The sequence below is a fragment of the Cryobacterium inferilacus genome (genome assembly GCF_019599185.1).
GTDB classification, from domain to species: Bacteria; Actinomycetota; Actinomycetes; order Actinomycetales; family Microbacteriaceae; genus Cryobacterium; species Cryobacterium inferilacus.
The window spans coordinates 43,890-60,764 of record NZ_JAIEUL010000022.1; the positions used below are offsets into that span (position 1 = coordinate 43,890).

The 16,875-nt window shown below is 69.8% G+C and carries 16 protein-coding genes; 9 read left to right on the forward strand and 7 right to left on the reverse strand.

Annotated elements, in window-relative coordinates:
* Window positions 1-139 precede the first annotated feature (139 nt).
* Window positions 140-1,111 (forward strand): DNA topoisomerase IB, encoded by a 972-nt coding sequence (locus tag K2F54_RS16305; RefSeq protein ID WP_220606912.1) that lies wholly within the window; start codon window positions 140-142, stop codon window positions 1,109-1,111.
* A 71-nt stretch (window positions 1,112-1,182) separates the two neighbouring features.
* Complete coding sequence (locus K2F54_RS16310; RefSeq protein ID WP_220606913.1) at window positions 1,183-1,398, forward strand: PLDc N-terminal domain-containing protein; 216 nt, start codon at window positions 1,183-1,185, stop codon at window positions 1,396-1,398.
* Window positions 1,399-1,434: 36 nt separating this feature from the next.
* Here K2F54_RS16310 and K2F54_RS16315 read toward each other — a convergent pair whose 3' ends face one another.
* Window positions 1,435-2,481: an ATP-dependent DNA ligase gene (locus tag K2F54_RS16315; protein ID WP_220606914.1), complete on the reverse strand. Its 1,047-nt coding sequence runs from the start codon at window positions 2,479-2,481 to the stop codon at window positions 1,435-1,437.
* Window positions 2,482-2,590: 109 nt separating this feature from the next.
* On the opposite strand from K2F54_RS16315, the gene K2F54_RS16320 reads away from it, so the two are divergent.
* A complete protein-coding gene (locus K2F54_RS16320) occupies window positions 2,591-4,297 on the forward strand; it encodes an AMP-binding protein (protein ID WP_220606915.1) in 1,707 nt (568 codons plus the stop codon).
* Between the two features lie 7 nt (window positions 4,298-4,304).
* Here K2F54_RS16320 and K2F54_RS16325 read toward each other — a convergent pair whose 3' ends face one another.
* Both K2F54_RS16325 and K2F54_RS16330 read right to left on the reverse strand, forming a co-directional pair.
* Window positions 4,305-5,795 carry a maltokinase N-terminal cap-like domain-containing protein gene (locus tag K2F54_RS16325; RefSeq protein ID WP_220606916.1) on the reverse strand — a complete coding sequence of 497 codons (1,491 nt, stop codon included), beginning with the start codon at window positions 5,793-5,795 and terminating at the stop codon, window positions 4,305-4,307.
* A 42-nt stretch (window positions 5,796-5,837) separates the two neighbouring features.
* Window positions 5,838-6,377 carry a GNAT family N-acetyltransferase gene (locus K2F54_RS16330; RefSeq protein WP_220606917.1) on the reverse strand — a complete coding sequence of 180 codons (540 nt, stop codon included), beginning with the start codon at window positions 6,375-6,377 and terminating at the stop codon, window positions 5,838-5,840.
* Window positions 6,378-6,491: 114 nt separating this feature from the next.
* Between K2F54_RS16330 and ppsA the strand changes: the two genes are divergently transcribed.
* A complete protein-coding gene (gene ppsA / locus K2F54_RS16335; RefSeq protein WP_220606918.1) occupies window positions 6,492-8,909 on the forward strand; it encodes a phosphoenolpyruvate synthase in 2,418 nt (805 codons plus the stop codon).
* A 28-nt stretch (window positions 8,910-8,937) separates the two neighbouring features.
* Here ppsA and K2F54_RS16340 read toward each other — a convergent pair whose 3' ends face one another.
* The gene (locus K2F54_RS16340; protein WP_220606919.1) at window positions 8,938-9,369 is read right to left on the reverse strand and encodes a hypothetical protein; all 432 of its coding nucleotides are present in this window, start codon (window positions 9,367-9,369) and stop codon (window positions 8,938-8,940) included.
* 55 nt (window positions 9,370-9,424) lie between these two features.
* The gene (locus tag K2F54_RS16345; RefSeq protein ID WP_220606920.1) at window positions 9,425-9,706 is read right to left on the reverse strand and encodes a hypothetical protein; all 282 of its coding nucleotides are present in this window, start codon (window positions 9,704-9,706) and stop codon (window positions 9,425-9,427) included.
* Window positions 9,707-9,867: 161 nt separating this feature from the next.
* Here K2F54_RS16345 and K2F54_RS16350 point away from each other — a divergent pair, with 161 nt between their 5' ends.
* The 4 genes from K2F54_RS16350 (at window position 9,868) to K2F54_RS16365 (ending at window position 13,740) form a co-directional block, all read left to right on the forward strand.
* A complete protein-coding gene (locus tag K2F54_RS16350) occupies window positions 9,868-10,494 on the forward strand; it encodes a DUF4956 domain-containing protein (RefSeq protein ID WP_374107306.1) in 627 nt (208 codons plus the stop codon).
* Window positions 10,491-11,300: a VTC domain-containing protein gene (locus K2F54_RS16355; protein ID WP_220606921.1), complete on the forward strand. Its 810-nt coding sequence runs from the start codon at window positions 10,491-10,493 to the stop codon at window positions 11,298-11,300. The genes K2F54_RS16350 and K2F54_RS16355 overlap by 4 nt, the downstream gene beginning before the upstream one ends.
* 52 nt (window positions 11,301-11,352) lie before the next feature.
* On the forward strand, window positions 11,353-13,179 hold the full coding sequence (locus tag K2F54_RS16360; RefSeq protein ID WP_220606922.1) for a carbohydrate-binding domain-containing protein: 1,827 nt from the start codon (window positions 11,353-11,355) through the stop codon (window positions 13,177-13,179).
* 156 nt (window positions 13,180-13,335) lie between these two features.
* Window positions 13,336-13,740: a phage holin family protein gene (locus K2F54_RS16365; RefSeq protein ID WP_220606923.1), complete on the forward strand. Its 405-nt coding sequence runs from the start codon at window positions 13,336-13,338 to the stop codon at window positions 13,738-13,740.
* Window positions 13,741-13,766: 26 nt separating this feature from the next.
* Here K2F54_RS16365 and K2F54_RS16370 read toward each other — a convergent pair whose 3' ends face one another.
* Window positions 13,767-14,993 carry an MFS transporter gene (locus K2F54_RS16370; protein WP_220606924.1) on the reverse strand — a complete coding sequence of 409 codons (1,227 nt, stop codon included), beginning with the start codon at window positions 14,991-14,993 and terminating at the stop codon, window positions 13,767-13,769.
* Between the two features lie 66 nt (window positions 14,994-15,059).
* Entirely contained in the window at window positions 15,060-15,731 is a 672-nt protein-coding gene (locus K2F54_RS16375; protein ID WP_220606925.1) for a GntR family transcriptional regulator, read from the reverse strand.
* Window positions 15,732-15,898: 167 nt separating this feature from the next.
* On the opposite strand from K2F54_RS16375, the gene K2F54_RS16380 reads away from it, so the two are divergent.
* Window positions 15,899-16,744: an SDR family NAD(P)-dependent oxidoreductase gene (locus K2F54_RS16380; protein WP_220606926.1), complete on the forward strand. Its 846-nt coding sequence runs from the start codon at window positions 15,899-15,901 to the stop codon at window positions 16,742-16,744.
* Window positions 16,745-16,875 lie beyond the last annotated feature (131 nt).

The following is a 16,875-nucleotide window of genomic DNA, read 5'->3' on the forward strand; positions in this document are numbered from 1 at the left end:
GGAGCGTTTCCCGCGCCGAAGACCACGGGGAGGGCCGTCGCGGCGGTGGCCGCGCAACGCGACACCGGCCGGCGCGCTGCTTGCCCGCGTCCGACGGTGCCCCTACGCTGAAAAGCCACAGATCGGGCAGAGGAAAATCATGGCCGTCAGGCTTCGTCGCAGCAACACCTCCGGGGCGGGGTACGCCCGTCGGCGCTCCGGCCGCGGTTTCAGCTACCGGGATCCGGCCGGGCAGTTGATCAGTGACCGGGACCTGCGAGAACGCTTCAGCGCGCTGGCCATCCCGCCGGCCTGGCGTGAGGTCTGGATCGCCCCGCATCCCAACGGTCACATCCAGGCGACCGGGGTGGATGCCGCCGGTCGCCGTCAATACCTGTACCACCCCGACTGGCGCCTGAAGCAGGACCGGGTGAAGTTCGCCCGCGCGCTCGAGCTGGCCGAGTCGCTGCCGCGGGCCCGCAGCTATGTCACCCGGTGCCTGCACCAGTCCGGCGCCGGCCGGGAACGGGCCCTGGCCGCCGCCTTCCGCATCCTCGACTCGGGTGCGCTGCGGATCGGCAGCGACCGGTACGCGGAAGAGAACGGCAGCCACGGCCTCACCACCCTGCTGCGCACACACGTGAGCGTGACGGGGGACACCGTGCAGTTCGCCTTCCCGGCCAAGAGCGGACAGTCCTGGCAGAGCAGCCTCGTCGACGCAGACGTGGCCGCGTTCGTGCGGGAGGCGCCGCACGACGCCCCTGACGGCCGAATGCTGGCCTGGGACGATGACGGGCTCACCCGTTCCGTGTCGGCCGCAGACGTGAACGAGTTCATCGGGGAACGCACCGGCGGTGAGTTCACCGCCAAGGACTTCCGCACCCTGCGCGGCACCATCGCCGCCGCGATCAGCCTGGCGAAGAACGGCCCTGAGCCCACCAAGCGCGCCCAGGCCCGTGCGCTGTCTGCGGCCATGGAAGCCGCCGCGGCGGTGCTGGGCAACACCCCCACGATCGCCCGCACCAGCTACGTCGACCCGCGAGTGGTCGACGCGTTCATCGCCGGAGAGACGATCGACCCGGCCCGCACCGCCTCCGCCGAGTCCGAACTGCGCCGACTGCTGCTGTCCTGACCGGTTCGGTGGCATGATGCGTCCAACGCGTGCCGCCAGTCACGGCGGCGGCGAGACGACGGGAGAGTGACATGGCATCGCGAAAGTGGAGCGACATGAGCGGGGGACAGAGATTCGGCACCGTGGCCGGGGGCATCGTGCAACTCGTGCTCGCCGGCCTCGCCTGGAGTGACCTGGCGCATCGCCCCGCCAAGAAAGTCAACGGCCCCAAGGGCGTCTGGGCGGCGGTCATCGCGATCAACTTCGCCGGCCCGATCGCCTACTTCCTGGCCGGACGGAAGGACTAGCCGTCCCGGCGGCCGACCCGGTGTCGGGCGGGACGGTCAGTCCAACACGCTGCCGAGGTCGTACGACAGCGGGCGCTCCAGCTGCTCGAAGGTGCACGATCGGGCATCCCGGTCTGGCCGCCAACGTTCGAACTGCACGGTGTGCCGGAACCGGTCGCCCTCCATGTGGTCGTAGCGCACCTCGAGCACCCGCACCGGCCGCAGTCTCACGAACGACGTGTCCTTTCCGGCCGAGAACCGGCTCTTCTCGGTCTCACCGGTCAACACCTCGCCGGCCTCGTCCCGCAGCACGAGGGGCTCGAGTTCGTCCACCAGGGCCAGGCGCCGCACGTCGCTGAAGGCGGATGCGCCGCCGACGCTCCGCAGTTCGCCGTCGGCGTCGTAGAGGCCGAGCAACAGCGCCCCCACCCCGCTGCCGCTCACGTGCCGGCGATAACCGAGCAGCACGACATCCGCGCTGCGGTGGTGCTTGACCTTGAACATCGTGCGTTTGCCTGGGGTGTACCCGGCGGCGAGCGGCTTGGCGACGATGCCGTCCAGGCCGGCGCCCTCGAACTCCACCAGCCACCGGCGGGCCAGGTCGACGTCGCGGGTGCTGCGGGTGAGGTGGATGGGGTCGCCGAGCGGGCCGACCAGCGCCGCCAGGGCCTGGCGGCGCTGCTCGAACGGGGTGTCCAACAGGCTGTCGCCGTTCAGGTGGAGCAGGTCGAAGGCCACGAAGATGGCCGGGGTCTCGTCCGCGAGCCTGCGCACCCGGCTGGCGGCCGGGTGGATGCGCTGGGAGAGTCGTTCCCAGGAGAGGTGCTCGTTGCCCGGCTCACCCGCCCGCAGCACGATCTCGCCGTCGAGCACACACGGCACTGGCAGGGACTGCTCGAACGCGTAGGTCAGTTCGGGGAAATACCGGGTGAGCATCTTCGAGCCGCGGCTGCCGATGGTGCTCTCGGTGCCGTCGAAGGACACGATGCTGCGGAACCCGTCCCACTTGGGCTCGTAGGAGAGGCCACCGGGCACGCTGGCCGGTTCGGGCACGGTGTCGACGGCTTTGGCGAGCATGGGGGAGACGGGAGCGGGGACTGCCATGCCCGCAGTCTGGCCTGCTTCGGGCCAGGGGAACACCTCTGTGCACAGATTTTCAGGCGGATGCCCGTCTATGCCGCGACAGGCATCCTCGAGTGAGGAAGATGGAGGGATGACTGAACGCCCGAGTACCACCAATTTCCGCCGCGCTCGAGACCAGCTCCTCGAGCTGCGCGCCGATCACGCCGGCGCCTCCGCCGCGTTCGTCTGGCCCGACGTCGGTGACAGTTTCAACTGGGCCACCGACTGGTTCGACGTGATCGGCACCGGCAATCACAAGACGGCCCTGTGGATCGTCGAGGAGGACGGCCGCGAACTCAAGGTCAGCTTCGACGAGATGGTCACCCGCTCCGATCAGGTGGCCACCTGGCTGGCGCAGCAGGGCGTCGCCAGGGGCGACCACGTCATGCTCATGCTTGGCAACCAGGTGGAGCTCTGGGAGACCATGCTGGCCATCATGAAGGTGGGCGCGGTCATCCTGCCCACCTCGACGGTGCTGGGCACCCACGACCTGGCCGACCGGGTGCTGCGCGCCGGGGTGCAGCATGTGATCGCCAACGCCGAGGACACCGCCAAGTTCGATGGTGTCGACGGCGCGTTCTCCCGCATCGGCGTGGGCGAGCCGACCGCCGGCTGGACCGACTACGCCGACTCGCGCCGCGCCGCCGCTGGCAAGGTCGACGTCGCGGTGGCCTCCGATGACCCGTCGCTGATCTACTTCACCTCCGGCACCACCAGCAAACCCAAGATGGTCGTGCATAGCCAGACCTCCTACCCGGTGGGGCACCTCACCACCATGTACTGGTTGGGCCTTCGCCCCGGTGACGTGCACCTGGCGATCAGCTCACCCGGCTGGGGCAAGCACGCCTGGAGCTGCTTCTTCTCCCCGTGGATCGCCGAGGCCACGGTGTTCATTTACAACTACTCGAGATTCGATCCCGCCGCGCTGGCGCACCAGCTGCACCGCGCCGCCGTGAGTACCTTCTGCGCGCCGCCGACGGTGTGGCGCATGCTGATCCAGGCGGATGTCGGCGCCAAACCGGCGAACCTGCGCGAGATCCTCTCGGCCGGTGAGCCGCTCAACCCCGAGGTTATCAGCCGCATCCAGCAGGCCTGGGGCCTGACCATCCGGGACGGTTACGGCCAGACCGAGACCACCGCGATCGTGGGCAACGTGCCCGGGTCACGCCTGTTGGCCGGGTCGATGGGTCAGCCGCTGCCCGGGGTGGCCGTGGTGCTCGTCGACCCGCTCACCGGGGAACTCACCGAGGAGGGCGAGATCTGCCTGGACCTCAGCACGCTCGCGGTGAACCTCATGTCCGGCTACCACGGCGACACGGTCCGCAGCGCCGAGGTGCTCCGTGACGGTTACTTCCACACCGGTGACGTGGCCAACCGGGATGAGAACGGGTACCTGACCTTCATCGGCCGCACCGACGACATCTTCAAGTCCTCCGACTACAAGGTGTCGCCGTTCGAGGTGGAGAGCGTGCTGATCGAGCATCCCGCCGTGATGGAGGCCGCCGTCGTGCCCGCCCCCGACGACACCCGGCTGAACATCGCCAAGGCCTACGTGGCCCTGGCCGCGGGCTGGGCGCCGGATGCCGAGACGGCCCTGGCCGTGCTGCGGCACGCCCGCAACGGCCTGCCGCCGTACATGCGGGTGCGCCGGGTGGAGTTCTTCGAGCTACCCAAGACCAACTCGGGCAAGATCCGCCGGGTGGAGTTGCGGGTGCGCGAGAACGAGGCCGCCGCCGCCAAGGTGCGACTGGTCGACGAGTGGCGAGACGACCAGTTCCCGGAGCTGAAGGCGCGTTAGCCGCCGGCTAACGGCGGCGCGGGGCGGGGGTGGAGTGCTCCGCGCCGGCCAGCCGCCGCACCGCCTGCAGCGGGATGGGCAACCAGGTCGGCCGGTTGCGGCTCTCGTACACGCTCTCGTAGATGGCCTTGTCGAGTTCGAAGGCGGCCAGGAGGGGCTCCTGGCCGATCAGGGTCCGGCCGGCCTCGTCGTGGTAGCCCTCGAGGAACGCCGCCCTGGACTTCTCCGCCCACTCGATCGCGGTGGCCGGGGAGGCGTGCACGGCCGGGGCGATCGAGGCGCCGACGTAGTCGAACGAGCGCAGCATGCCGGCCACATCACGCAGCGGGATGTCGGGCAGGGAGCGTTCGGCCAGCGGACGCAGCGGTTCGCCCTCGAAGTCGATCAGCACCCAGCCCCGGCCGGGTACGTCGAGCACCTGGCCCAGGTGATAGTCCCCGTGGATGCGCTGCAGTCGCGGCCACGCGGCGGTCTGCGCCCGCGCGAACACGGCCTCGATCTGGGCCCGATGCTCGGCCAGCCCCGGCACCTCCCCGGCGGCCAGGCGGTACCTCTCCCGCATGCCGTGGCAGAGCTGGCTGACGACGTCGGCCGTGGAATCCTCGGTCGGAAAGGCCCTGGCCAGGTCGCGGTGCACGGCCGCCGTGGCGATGCCCAGGGCGCGGGCTTCTTGGCCGAAGTCCTCGCCGGCGGCGGCGGCGCGCAGTGCCACCCGCCAGGCGTCTTCCACCCCGGGCAGGAACTCCTGGGCGAAGGCCAGGTGGCCGCCGAGCCTGGCCGGCGACAGTGGGCTCTTCCACTCGCCCCAGACCGCTCCGACCGGGTCGGGAACGAACCGGGAACCGACCCTGGCCAGCGCGGTCTGCACCGAGACATCCGGGTTCTGACCCGCGGCGATCACCCGGAAGACCTTGACGATGACCGGTCGGCCCGGGGCGCCGCCGGCGTCGACGCGGTCGATGATGATCGAGGTATTGGACTGTTCGCCGCGCAGCACCCGGCTCGCCGCCACCGTCAGTCGGGCCGGGCTCTGGCTCGGGCTCGGGCTGGCGGGCACCGTCGTGTCGCCCGCGGCGGCGGGCGCGGTTTCACCCGAGGCTGCCATGTCCGCCGGGTCGTCGGCCCGCACCGTGTCCCGGCGCAGGATGAAACCCAGCAGGGCGGCGGCGTAGGCCGGATCGTGGGCGGCGTCGTACAGGTACCGGGGGAGGCCGTCGTCGCCGGTGGTGTGGGCGATGAGCGCGTCGGGCGCATCCGGTGTCAGCGGTTGGCGTCGTTCGGTGAGGGGCAGCTGATAGATCGTGCGGAATCGGCTGGCGGTATCGAGCACCAGGTGGCAGGCGATGCGCACATCGGGGTCATCGGTGGGCAGGGCCCACTGGCCGATGCTCTGCAGCACCGGGCTGTGGCCCTTGCCCGCGAACCAGCGCTGCCCGGCCACCCAACCGTCGAGCAACGGGGGGAGGTCGATGGCCTGGCCGGCGCTGGCGTGCTTCATGTCGCTCAGCGTAGCCGCACCTTGAGTTCCCGGTGCGCGGTGCTACTGGGCGGGGCCGGCCTCCTCGGTCACGGCGGCACTGAGCAGCGACACGACCACGGTGTCGTTCTTGGTCGACTGCCGTCCGATCTCCGTGAAGCCGAGTCGGTCATGGAAGGCCAGCGACCGGGGGTTGGGCGGTTGCAGGTTCACCTCGCAGAAGACCACATCGGCGCCGATGGTCCTGGCGGTGTCGAACACCGCGGAGTAGAGCAGCGCGCCGAGCCCGAGTCCGCGCAGGTCCGCGGCCACGACGATGCGGTCCAGGTAGAGAAAACGGTCGCTGTGGCCGGAGAACCAGCGGTAGTTCTCGCTGGCGTAGTCCGCGCCGGCGGCGAACAGGATCACGAAGCCGAGAACGGTGTCCGGCTCGGCATCGGCCACGACCGCGAGGGCACTGTGGCCGATGCCGATCAGGGCCCTCAGCTCCTCCGCGTCGAGGTCGTTCACGGCCGGAACGGCGGCGCTGTTCAGTAGAAGCAGCTGGGCGGTGTCGGTGTCGCGCACGGGGCGAAGCGAGACCGGAGGACGGGTGCGGGTCATGCTCCGACGATAAACGATCCATCGGTCCCGCTCCTAGCCGCGGCCGGTGCACAGCAGTAGGTTGCGGCTGTCGGCGGCTATCCGGCCGGCGCCAGCGAACCCGGGAGAGAGAACATGAGTGCTCGTGAAGTGGTCTGGTTCAGCACCATCGGACTCACCGACATCCCTCAGGTCGGCGGTAAGAACGCCTCCCTCGGCGAGATGGTGCGATCCCTGACGGTCCACGGCGTTCGGGTGCCGGACGGCTTCGCCACCACGGCCGACGCCTACCGGTCCTTCATCGCCGCCAACGGGCTGGAGGCGGTGATCCGGGACCAGCTCGACGCCTACCATTCCGGGCGCTCGTCTCTGCGCCAGACCGGCCAGAACGTCCGGGAGGCCTTCCTGGCCGGAACGTTCCCCGAGGCCGTCGCCGACGACATCCGGGTGTACTACCGCACCCTGGCCGACCAGGCCGGGGTGGCCAACCTGCCGGTCGCCGTGCGCAGCAGTGCCACCGCCGAAGACCTGCCGGATGCCAGCTTCGCCGGTCAGCAGGAAACCTTCCTCAACGTGAGCGGCGAGCGTGACCTGCTCGACGCCTGCCGCCGCTGCTACGCGTCGCTGTTCACCGACCGGGCGATCAGCTACCGCGAGGTGAAGAAGTTCGACCACCTCGACGTGGCGCTCTCGATCGGGGTGCAACGGATGGTGCGCAGCGACCTGGCCGGTTCCGGGGTGATGTTCTCCATCGACACCGACACCGGGTTTCCGGGGGCGGCGGTGATCAGCGCGGCCTGGGGTCTGGGCGAGACCGTCGTGCAGGGGGCCGTCGACCCCGACAAATATTTGGTCTTCAAGGCACTGCTCGCTGAGCCGGAGCTCGAACCGATCATCGAGAAGACCCTGGGACGCAAGGAACGCAAGATGACCTACGCGGAGGGTGGCAGCGCCCGCACCCGGGTGATCGACACCCCGGAGCGGGAGCGGAGCGCGTTCGTGCTCGGCAACGCCGAGATCGTGCTGCTCGGCCGGTGGGCGAAGATCGTGGAGGAACACTACGGCCGGGCGATGGACATGGAGTGGGCCAAGGACGGCCTGACCGGGGAGCTGTTCCTGGTGCAGGCGCGGCCGGAGACCGTGCACTCGCAAAAGAGCCTCACCCGGTTCTCGGTCAGCCACCTGACCGAGAGCGGACCGCTGCTGGTCTCCGGGGTGGCGATCGGCGACAGCATCGCCGCCGGCACGGCGTGCGTGATCCGGGACCCCGCCGACATCGAGAACTTCCGGGACGGCGCCATCCTGGTCACCGAGATGACCGACCCCGACTGGGTGCCGATCATGACCCGCGCCGCCGGGATCATCACCGACCACGGCGGCCCCACCAGCCACGCCGCCATCGTCAGCCGCGAACTCGGTGTGCCGGCCGTCGTCGGCACCCGTACCGCCACCGAGGTGCTCACCGAGAACAGTCCCATCACGATCTCCTGCGCCGAGGGTGACGAGGGTTTCGTCTACCAGGGCCTGCTGGCGTTCGACACCGAGGACGTCGACCTCGGCGCGGTGCCGATCACCCGCACGCAGGTGATGGTGAACATCGCCAGCCCAGCGGCCGCCTTCGAATGGTGGCGGCTGCCCACCGCCGGGGTGGGCCTGGCCCGGATGGAATTCATCATCACCAACCTGATCAAGATCCATCCGATGGCGCTGGTGCACCCCGAGCGCATCACCGACCCGGCGGTTCTGCGGCAGATTGCCGAGCTCACCCGCGGCTACGACGACCTCACCGAGTACTTCGTGCACACCCTGGCGTTGGGCATCGCCAAGCTGGGGGCGCCGTACCACCCGCATCCGGTGATCGTGCGGCTCAGTGACTTCAAGTCGAACGAGTACGCGCACCTGTTGGGCGGTGAGGTCTTCGAACAGGCCGAGGAGAACCCGATGCTCGGCTTCCGCGGGGCCTCCCGGTACTACGACCCGAAATACGCCGACGGGTTCGCCCTGGAGTGCCGGGCACTCAAGCGGGTGCGCGAGCAGATCGGCTTCAGCAACGTGATCGTAATGGTGCCGTTCTGCCGCACCACCACCGAGGCCGACAGGGTGCTCGCGGTGATGGCCGAGAACGGCTTGGTGCGCGGCAAGAACGGGCTGCAGGTCTACATGATGTGCGAGATTCCGGCCAATGTGATCCTGGCCGAACAGTTCGCCACCCGGTTCGACGGCTTCTCGATCGGTTCCAACGACCTCACCCAGCTGGTGCTCGGCGTCGACAGGGACAACGGCGACCTGGCCGCCCTCTTCGACGAACGTGATGAGGCGGTGACGCGGATGATCGGGGAGGCGATCGAGAAGGCGCACGCGGCCGGCATCAAGATCGGCATCTGCGGGCAGGGGCCGAGCAACTACCCCGATTTCGCCGAGTTCCTGGTCGGGCAGGGTATCGACTCGATCTCCCTCAACCCGGACTCGTTCCTCAAGACCGTGCACCGGATCAAGGCGGCCGAGGTGGCGACGGCGGGCGACTGGCCGCCGCTGAGCCGGGTGACCACGTAACCGACCGTCGCGCCGGGTAGGCCCCGGCTCAGCTGGGCTCGGGCTGCTGCGCGTCCGGTCCGTCCAACACGGCGCGTTCGTAGTCCGCCTCAGCGGCATCCGCCACCTGCCTGGCGGCGATCACCCGCTCGCTGATCCGGTGCTCGACGGCCTCCGCCATGGCCACCTCGTCCGGCGAGGCGTTGACGAGCATGTCCTCCAGAACCTCGGGGTCCCGGTGCATCGCCTCGATCGCCGACACCTCGGCCCTGGCCACCGCCGCGCGGCTGCGCAGGAAGGTGATCCTGGCCTCCCACCGGCCGTCGGTGAGGGTCGGTTTGCCGACCGGAAGCACGCTTCCGGCCGGTGCCTGGCCGCCGTCCCGGTTGCTGCCGGCCGTGCTGCCGGTCTCGTTTCCGCTCGTGTTGCCGGGCGTGCTGCTGGGCGTGCTGCTGGGCGTGTTGTTGGCGTTGTCGCTCACGGCGCCTCCCTTGTCGCAGGGAGCCTAGCGCCGCATCCGGCCTGGCGTAATGGAGTCAGTCGTAGGCGCGCAACAGCTGCCAGAGGCCGCGGCCGTCGTCGTGCTGAATGTCGAAGACCAGCGAGGTGCCGTCATCGGCCGTGCCCTGGCAGCGCCATGCCGCGACGGGCCGGGGCGGGTGGGTGAGGAAGTACAGCAGCTCGTCGGGCAGCGAGCTCGACGCCGTCAGGGGCGTGGGGGTGTCGCTCACCCGGAATCGGCGGGCCCGCCAGACCAGGCGCACGGGCGCGCCATCCGGGGACACCCAGACCGCGACGGTTTCATTGATCAGAGTCATGGAGCATCACCTCGGTAGGTAGAACATATGTTCGAAGTTTACTCCGCCCGGTCTGACAAAGCGAGCGCCGACGGTTTCAGCTGCCGCTCATAACCGGGTCATAGCCGTCACATAGAACCGTCCGGCTAGATGGACATCGTCACGTTACCGACTGTTCATTTTTGGAGGACACCATGCTGCAGGCCGCGATCATCCTGATCGATCTGCTCTTCATCAGCCTGCTCACGTTCGGGCTGTATTTCCCGCGCCACCGGCGCCGCGACCTCGTCGTCGCCTACCTCATCGTGAACGTCGGCGTGCTGGCGGTCGCCCAGGTGCTCGCGTCCAGCACCGTCGGCGTGGGCCTGGGCCTCGGCCTGTTCGGCGTGCTGTCGATCATCCGGCTGCGGTCGAGCGAGATCGAGCAGCACGAGGTCGCGTACTACTTCGCGGCCCTGGCCATGGGTCTGCTGGCCGGGCTGAGCGCCGAGCCCACCGTGCTCACCGTCGTGCTGATGGCCCTCATCGTCGCCGTCGTCTTCTTCGGCGACCACCCGCGGCTGTTCCGCAGCTACCGGCAGCAGACCGTGGTGCTGAATGCCGCCCTCCCGGACGAATCCGAGCTGATCGCGCACCTGGAGGGGCTGCTCGGCGCCCGGGTGCACGGTGTGCACGTGCGTAGCCTCGACCTGGTGAACGACACCACCGTGGTCGACGTGCGCTACCAGGTGGGCACCCCGCACACCCTGGCCCCGGCGCGCCGCGACGGCGTGACCGGTGCGCCCGTGCTGCAGGCGGCGAGCCGATGAGTGCCGCGGCCCTGGCGGCCGGACCGGCCGGCGTCCTGCTCGACGTACCGCTGGCCGGCCTGGCCACGATCGACCTGGCCGAGCTCACCGAACGGGCCAGCCTGCTCACCCGGATCGACCGCAAGTATGTGCTGCCGCGCAGCGGGCTCGATGCGGTCCTGGCCGACCTCGACCCCGCCGTGCGGGTGCTCGACATCGACGGGGTCCGCTCCAGCGAATACGAGTCGGTGTACTTCGACACGCCCCAGCTCACCAGCTTCCTGATGGCGGCGCATCCGCGTCGACGTCGGTTCAAGATCCGCACCCGCACCTACGTCGACTCCGCGCAGAGTTACCTCGAGGTGAAGACCCGAGGGGGCAGGGGAGTGACGGTCAAGGACCGGCTGCCGTACGCGATCGGCGACAGGGCCACCCTCACCACCGAGGGTCGCCGGTACACCGACACCGTGCTCGACGAGGCCGACATCACCGGTGCGGAGGGACAGGATCTCGTGCCGACCCTGACGACCCGGTACCGGCGCACGACCCTGTTCCTGCCGGAGTCGAGCAGCCGCGCCACGATCGACACCGGCCTGTCCTGGGCGAGCGTGCGGCGGGCGGATGCCCCGCAGCGGCGGCTGGACCGGCCGCGGCTGGCGATCGTGGAGACCAAGTCCGGCTCCCGGGCATCCGCCGTCGACCGGCTGCTCTGGGCGCACGGCCATCGCCCGGCCAGCATCTCGAAATACGCCACGGGCATGGCCGCCCTCCATGGTGACCTGCCCGCCAACAAGTGGGCGCCGGTGTTGCGCCGCTACTTCCGCTGAGCGCTCACGCCGGCCCCGTTCCTGACCTCCCCCCAATGATTGCGAGAACCCTATGACCGAATCTGCCCAGGTCCCCTCCGGCGGCCCCCGCCGCCGGGGCGTAACGGCCTGCACCTATCGGGTGCTGCCGTTCCTCGTCACCGCCGCCCTGTTGACCGGCTGTACGGCCGTCGCCGCGGACTCGACCGGTACCGGTGCCACCGGCTCCTCCGCCTCCACCGGCACGGCCGCCGTGGCCATCGACGAGTCGACCACCGCCGCCGAGGTGCTGGCCGCGAACCAGCAGACCCACGACGACGCCGCCGACGCCGAATGGGACGACGCCGACGTGGTGTCGATCGAACTGGCCGGCGACACCGCATCCGTCGCCGGCTCGGCCGACAGCGGCAGCGACAGCGACGCCGTCACCGTTTCCGGTAGCACCGTCACCATCACCGCTGCCGGCACCTACGAGCTCAGCGGCACCCTCGACGACGGCCAGATCGTCGTCGCCTCCGCCGGGGAGGGCACCGTGCGGCTCATCCTCAACGGGGTCGAGATCAGCAACTCCACCGGCGCGGCCCTCGTCGTGACCGAGGCCGACGAGGCCATGATCGTGCTCGCCGACGGGTCCAGCAACGCGCTCACCGACACCGACGCCTACGCCGAAGACGCCGACGCGAACGCCGCGCTCTACAGCGCGGCCGACCTCACCATCACCGGCACCGGCGCCCTCGAGGTGACCGGCAACGGCAACGACGGTATCTCCAGCACGGATGGCCTGGTCATCGACTCCGGCACCATCACGGTGACCGCCGTCGACGACGGCATCCGCGGCAAGGACTACCTCGTGTTGACCGGCGGCACCGTCACCGTGACCGCCGGAGGCGACGGCCTGAAGTCGGACAACGACGAGGACGTCACCCGCGGGTACATCGCCCTCACGGGTGGCACCGTCGACGTCACCGCGGCCGGGGACGGCATGCAGGCCGTCACCGACGTGGTGCTGGCCGGCGCGGATGTCACCGTTGAGTCCGGCGGCGGTCACACCGCCCAGGTCACGGACGACGTCTCGTCGAAGGGTGTGAAGTCCGGCGTGGTCACCGTCATCGACGGCGGCACCCTCGTGGTCGATGCGGCGGATGACGCGCTGCACTCCGACGGAACCGTGCGTGTCGCCGCCGGGGAGGTGAGCCTCGCCACCGGGGACGACGGTGTGCACGCCGACACGGCAGTGGATGTCATCGGTGGCACCCTCACCGTGACCGCCTCCTACGAGGGCCTGGAAAGCCCGGCGATCAGCATCGGCGGCGGAACTGTGTCGGTGACCGCCAGCGATGACGGGCTCAATGCCTCCAGTGGATCGACCACGACCGAGACCGGCGCCGCGGCCCAGGGCGGCGGCGGTGGCATGGACTCCGATGGCGGGGAGACCATCACCATCACCGGCGGCACGACCGTGATCGATGCGGACGGTGACGGTTTCGACTCCAACGGGTCGGCCACCATGAGCGGAGGGACCCTGGTTGTGAACGGGCCGACCAACAGCGGTAACGGTGCCCTCGATGTGAACGGCACCTTCACGGTGTCCGGCGGCACCCTGCTCGCCGCCGGCAGTGCCGGGATGGCCGTGTCACCCGACACCGCGTCGGAGCAGACCTTCGTGGCGATCGCGCTCGACTCCAGCCAGGCCGCCGGCACCGTCGTGCAACTGGTGGACGGCGCGGGTGCTGTGGTGATGGCGTTCGACTCGGTCAAGGAGTTCCAGTCGGTGGTCTTCTCCTCCGACGAGCTGGTGGCCGGCGAGACCTACAGCGTCTACGTCGGCGGTACCGCCTCGGGCGAGGCCGCGACGGGCACCATGGGCGGCGGCGGTGCCGGTGGTGGTGGCCCGCGCTGACCCGCCGTACCGCTCTCGCGGCTCTCGTAGCTCGGGTTGATGCTCGTAGCGCACGCCAGGTCTCGCACCAGCGTGCGCTGCGAGCGTGAGCGTGCGCGGCGAGCGGATGGGCCGGGTGGGGATGACGGGGACCCGCGGCGGCGCTACCATCGCGGCATGATTCGCATCCTGTTGCGCGCGCTGGTGTTCTTGCTCTCGGCTGCGCTGGGGCTGTGGGTGGCGTCGCTCATCCTGCCCGACCTCACGCTCACGGCGAGCGGCTTCGTGACGGCGGTGCTCGTGTTCGCCGTCGCGCAGAGTGTGCTCTCCCCGTTCCTGGCCAAGGTCGTCGCCAGGGGAGCCCCGGCGTTCCTGGGCGGCATCGGGCTGCTGTCGACGTTCGTGGCCCTCTGGCTCGCCTCCCTGTTCCCCGGTGGTCTCACCATCGAGGGCTGGCAGACCTGGATCCTCGCCGCCCTGGTGGTCTGGCTGATCACGGCCCTGGCCACGCTGCTGCTTCCGCTGGTCTTTCTGCGCGAGGCCAAGCAGAAGCGCTCGGGAACTCCCCGCCCGACACCCTGAGCGCCCGGCGCATCCGGCCCGGCGTGTCAGCGCCGGCGCAGGCCCACGGCGGTGAGGACCAGGCAGATCGCGCAGGCCACCGCGAGCAGCGACAGCATCAGCGGGTAGCCGGCGAAGTCGTGCAGGGTGGCGAACAGCACCGGCAGCAGAAAGCCCAGGTAGGTGAGGCTGTAGTAGACGCCGGTAATGCCGGCCAGGTCGGTGGGGGTGGCGATGCGCTGGATCTCGACCAGGCCGGCGACGACCGTGACACCGTAGGCGGCGCCGAGCAGGATGCCCGTGATCAGTGCCAGCACCGGGGACACGGTGACCGCGGTGGCCACGGCGCTGAGCACCCCGACGAGCATGAGGCTCATGCCCACCAGCAGGGCCCGGCCACGGGTGAGCGAATTGAGCCGGGAGACCTGTGGCTGCACCAGGGCGCCGGTGCCCAGCGTCACCACCGTCAGCAGGGTGGCGAAGGCGAGGTTGAGGTCGCCGAGCTGGGATTCGACCAGCTTGGGCATCATGGCGTAGGCGATGCCGGCCGCGCCGAACACCCACGGGGCGGTGGGCAGCACCACGCGGAGAAACCGGCGGTGCCCGGCCAGGGGTACCTGCAGGTCGAGCCACAGCGAGCCGTGCACCCGGCTGCGGGGCACGGTCTCCGGTGCGCGGAGGAGGGCGGGCAGCACGAGCAGGCTCAGGATGATGTGGACCGCGTAGGGAAGCAGGGTCGGCAGCGGGCCCCACTGGGCGAGTACCCCGGAGACCCCCGCACCCAGGCCGAATCCGATGGTGAGAGTGAGAGCAGGCCGGCGCGCCCCGGCCGTGGGGCGGGCGACCAGATCGAACGGGGCGCTGGAGAGCTCCTTGAGCCAGGCCGTGCCGACCGACATGGCCACGCCCACGCTCAGGCCGGCGAGGAACCGGCCCAGGCAGATGATGATCTCGCTGGAGAAGCCGAGCCCGAGCAGGGTGCTGGCCAGGATGCCGCCGAGGACGCCGATGACCACCAGGGGCTTCCGCCCGTAGCGGTCGGAGAGAGCGCCGGCCAGCAGGAGTCCAGGCACGAGTCCGACCACGTAGAAGCCCAGGAACAGATCGGCCGTGACCGTGGAGTAGTGGCCGAGGGTTTCGTACATGTGCAGCAGCGGGGTGAAGTGGTTGCCGCCCCAGGCCATGACGAAGAGGGCGGGGGCGGCGAGCAGCCACGGTGGGGTGCTGCGGGCTGCGGTGCGGCCGTGGGGACGGCGGGGGATGCGGGTGGACATGCGGCTTTCCGGTCAGTGCGGGTCGTGCGAGAAGGGGAGGAACGAGGTGGCGGTCAGGGGCCTCGGTCAGAGCGGGCGGGTGACGCGATGACCGGACTCCAGGTGCTGCCGGAGCAGGCTGGCATAGGCGTCGGTATCGCCCGCGCGTAGGTGGTCGGCCAGTTCCCGGTGCTCGCGGATGAGCCGGCCGATGTTGTCGGGGTCCCGCACGGCCACCCGGTGCACCAGGCGTTCGAGCCGGGGGCCGAGCCTGGCGTAGATGCCGTCGATCACGCTGTTGCCGGTCTCGTCCACGATCCGGGAGTGGAACCTGTGGTCGGCTCGGGCGTAGGCCAGCAGATCGCCGGTCGCCGCGGCATCCGCCTGGGCCTGGATCAGCACGCGCAGTTCGGCATCGACGGCCTCGACCCGCTGCGGGCGCTCGGCGAGGACCTGCACGGCCTTGGTCTCCAGGAGTGCCCGCACCTGCAGGAGCTCGGCGGTCTCGGTATCGTCGACGGCCGTGACCACGGCGCCCTTCTTGGGGAAGAGCCGCAGCAGTCCGGCGGACTCGAGGGAGAGGAAGGCTTCGCGCACCGGGGTGCGGCTCAGGCCCAGCGTCTCGGCGACGTCGCCCTCGGTGATGAGCGCGCTCGCGGCCAGTGAGCCGGAGATGATCGCGTCCGCGACGTGGGCATACGCCCGTTCCACGGCCGAGGGGCCGGCGGTGCCAGGGGTACGGGAGCTGGACGGGGACATGACCCCAGCGTACCGCCGAATGGGCGTGATAAATGCATCCATAACCTCAACATGCCGGTCGGCCGGCCCACGCAGTAGAGTTCACAGACCGTGAGTCGATGACGCCTCGCCAGAAATCCGCCGGATCACGCCTCTCAGCGCGCCCGGCCAGAGTGGAAGAGCGTCGAATGAGCGAGCGAACAATTGTGATCACCGGGGCCAGCGACGGTATCGGAGCGGCCGCAGCGCGAGCGCTGAGCGCCGCAGGCGACCGGGTGGTCATCGTGGGGCGCTCGCCGCAGAAGACCGAGGCGGTGGCGAGGGAGTTGGGCGCCGATTATCTCCTCGCCGACTTCGCCCGCCTGGCCGACGTGCGCACGCTGGCTGCGGAGCTGCTGCGCCGGTACGGTCGCATCGACGTGCTGGCCAACAACGCCGGCGGCATCATGGGCGAGCGGGAGCTCACGGTCGACGGCCACGAGAAGACCCTGCAGGTGAACCACCTCGCCCCCTTCCTGCTCACCACGCTGCTGATGGACCGCCTGGTCGAGAGCCGCGCCACGGTGATTAACACCTCGAGCACCGCCAACCGGTTCGGCCGGCTCAACCTCGACGATCTCGACAACCAGCGCAAGTACTCACCCAACAAGGCCTACGGCGATGCCAAGCTCGCCAACATCCTCTTCACCCGTGAACTGCACCGCCGGTACAGCGCCAGGGGCATCGTCACCGCCGCCTTCCACCCCGGCGTCGTGGCCACCAGCTTCTCCACCGACTCGACCAGCATCATGCGGGTGGTCTACCAGACCGCCCTCAAGCGCCTGCTGATCAGCCCGGAGAAGGGCGCGGACACCCTGGTCTGGTTGGCGAGCACGGCCGCCGGCGTCGACTGGAGGTCGGGGGAGTACTACGAGAAGCGTCGGGTGCACTCCACCAATACCCAGGCCACGGATGCCGGTCTCGCGACGGCGCTCTGGGAACGCAGCATCGACATGGTCGCCACCGACCTCCTGCCGGAGGCCAGCGCCCGCTAACTGTTCCCCGTGCGGACATGTGCGTCCGGTGCGCCGGGACCATTTGTCCGCTTCCCCTCTGCGTCAGGCTGCTTGTGAGTCAGTTCACGATCAGTAGGAGGCAGAGTGATGTCGATAACCCCAGGCTTCAC

Excerpts from the sequence above, each read along its gene's own strand:
- K2F54_RS16305 (WP_220606912.1), top strand. The coding sequence starts at position 140 with ATGGCCGTCAGGCTTCGTCGCAGCAACACCTCCGGGGCGGGGTACGCC.
- K2F54_RS16310 (WP_220606913.1), top strand. The coding sequence starts at position 1,183 with ATGGCATCGCGAAAGTGGAGCGACATGAGCGGGGGACAGAGATTCGGC.
- K2F54_RS16315 (WP_220606914.1), bottom strand. The coding sequence starts at position 2,481 with ATGGCAGTCCCCGCTCCCGTCTCCCCCATGCTCGCCAAAGCCGTCGAC.
- K2F54_RS16320 (WP_220606915.1), top strand. The coding sequence starts at position 2,591 with ATGACTGAACGCCCGAGTACCACCAATTTCCGCCGCGCTCGAGACCAG.
- K2F54_RS16325 (WP_220606916.1), bottom strand. The coding sequence starts at position 5,795 with ATGAAGCACGCCAGCGCCGGCCAGGCCATCGACCTCCCCCCGTTGCTC.
- K2F54_RS16330 (WP_220606917.1), bottom strand. The coding sequence starts at position 6,377 with ATGACCCGCACCCGTCCTCCGGTCTCGCTTCGCCCCGTGCGCGACACC.
- ppsA (WP_220606918.1), top strand. The coding sequence starts at position 6,492 with ATGAGTGCTCGTGAAGTGGTCTGGTTCAGCACCATCGGACTCACCGAC.
- K2F54_RS16345 (WP_220606920.1), bottom strand. The coding sequence starts at position 9,706 with ATGACTCTGATCAATGAAACCGTCGCGGTCTGGGTGTCCCCGGATGGC.
- K2F54_RS16355 (WP_220606921.1), top strand. The coding sequence starts at position 10,491 with ATGAGTGCCGCGGCCCTGGCGGCCGGACCGGCCGGCGTCCTGCTCGAC.
- K2F54_RS16360 (WP_220606922.1), top strand. The coding sequence starts at position 11,353 with ATGACCGAATCTGCCCAGGTCCCCTCCGGCGGCCCCCGCCGCCGGGGC.
- K2F54_RS16365 (WP_220606923.1), top strand. The coding sequence starts at position 13,336 with ATGATTCGCATCCTGTTGCGCGCGCTGGTGTTCTTGCTCTCGGCTGCG.
- K2F54_RS16370 (WP_220606924.1), bottom strand. The coding sequence starts at position 14,993 with ATGTCCACCCGCATCCCCCGCCGTCCCCACGGCCGCACCGCAGCCCGC.
- K2F54_RS16375 (WP_220606925.1), bottom strand. The coding sequence starts at position 15,731 with ATGTCCCCGTCCAGCTCCCGTACCCCTGGCACCGCCGGCCCCTCGGCC.
- K2F54_RS16380 (WP_220606926.1), top strand. The coding sequence starts at position 15,899 with ATGAGCGAGCGAACAATTGTGATCACCGGGGCCAGCGACGGTATCGGA.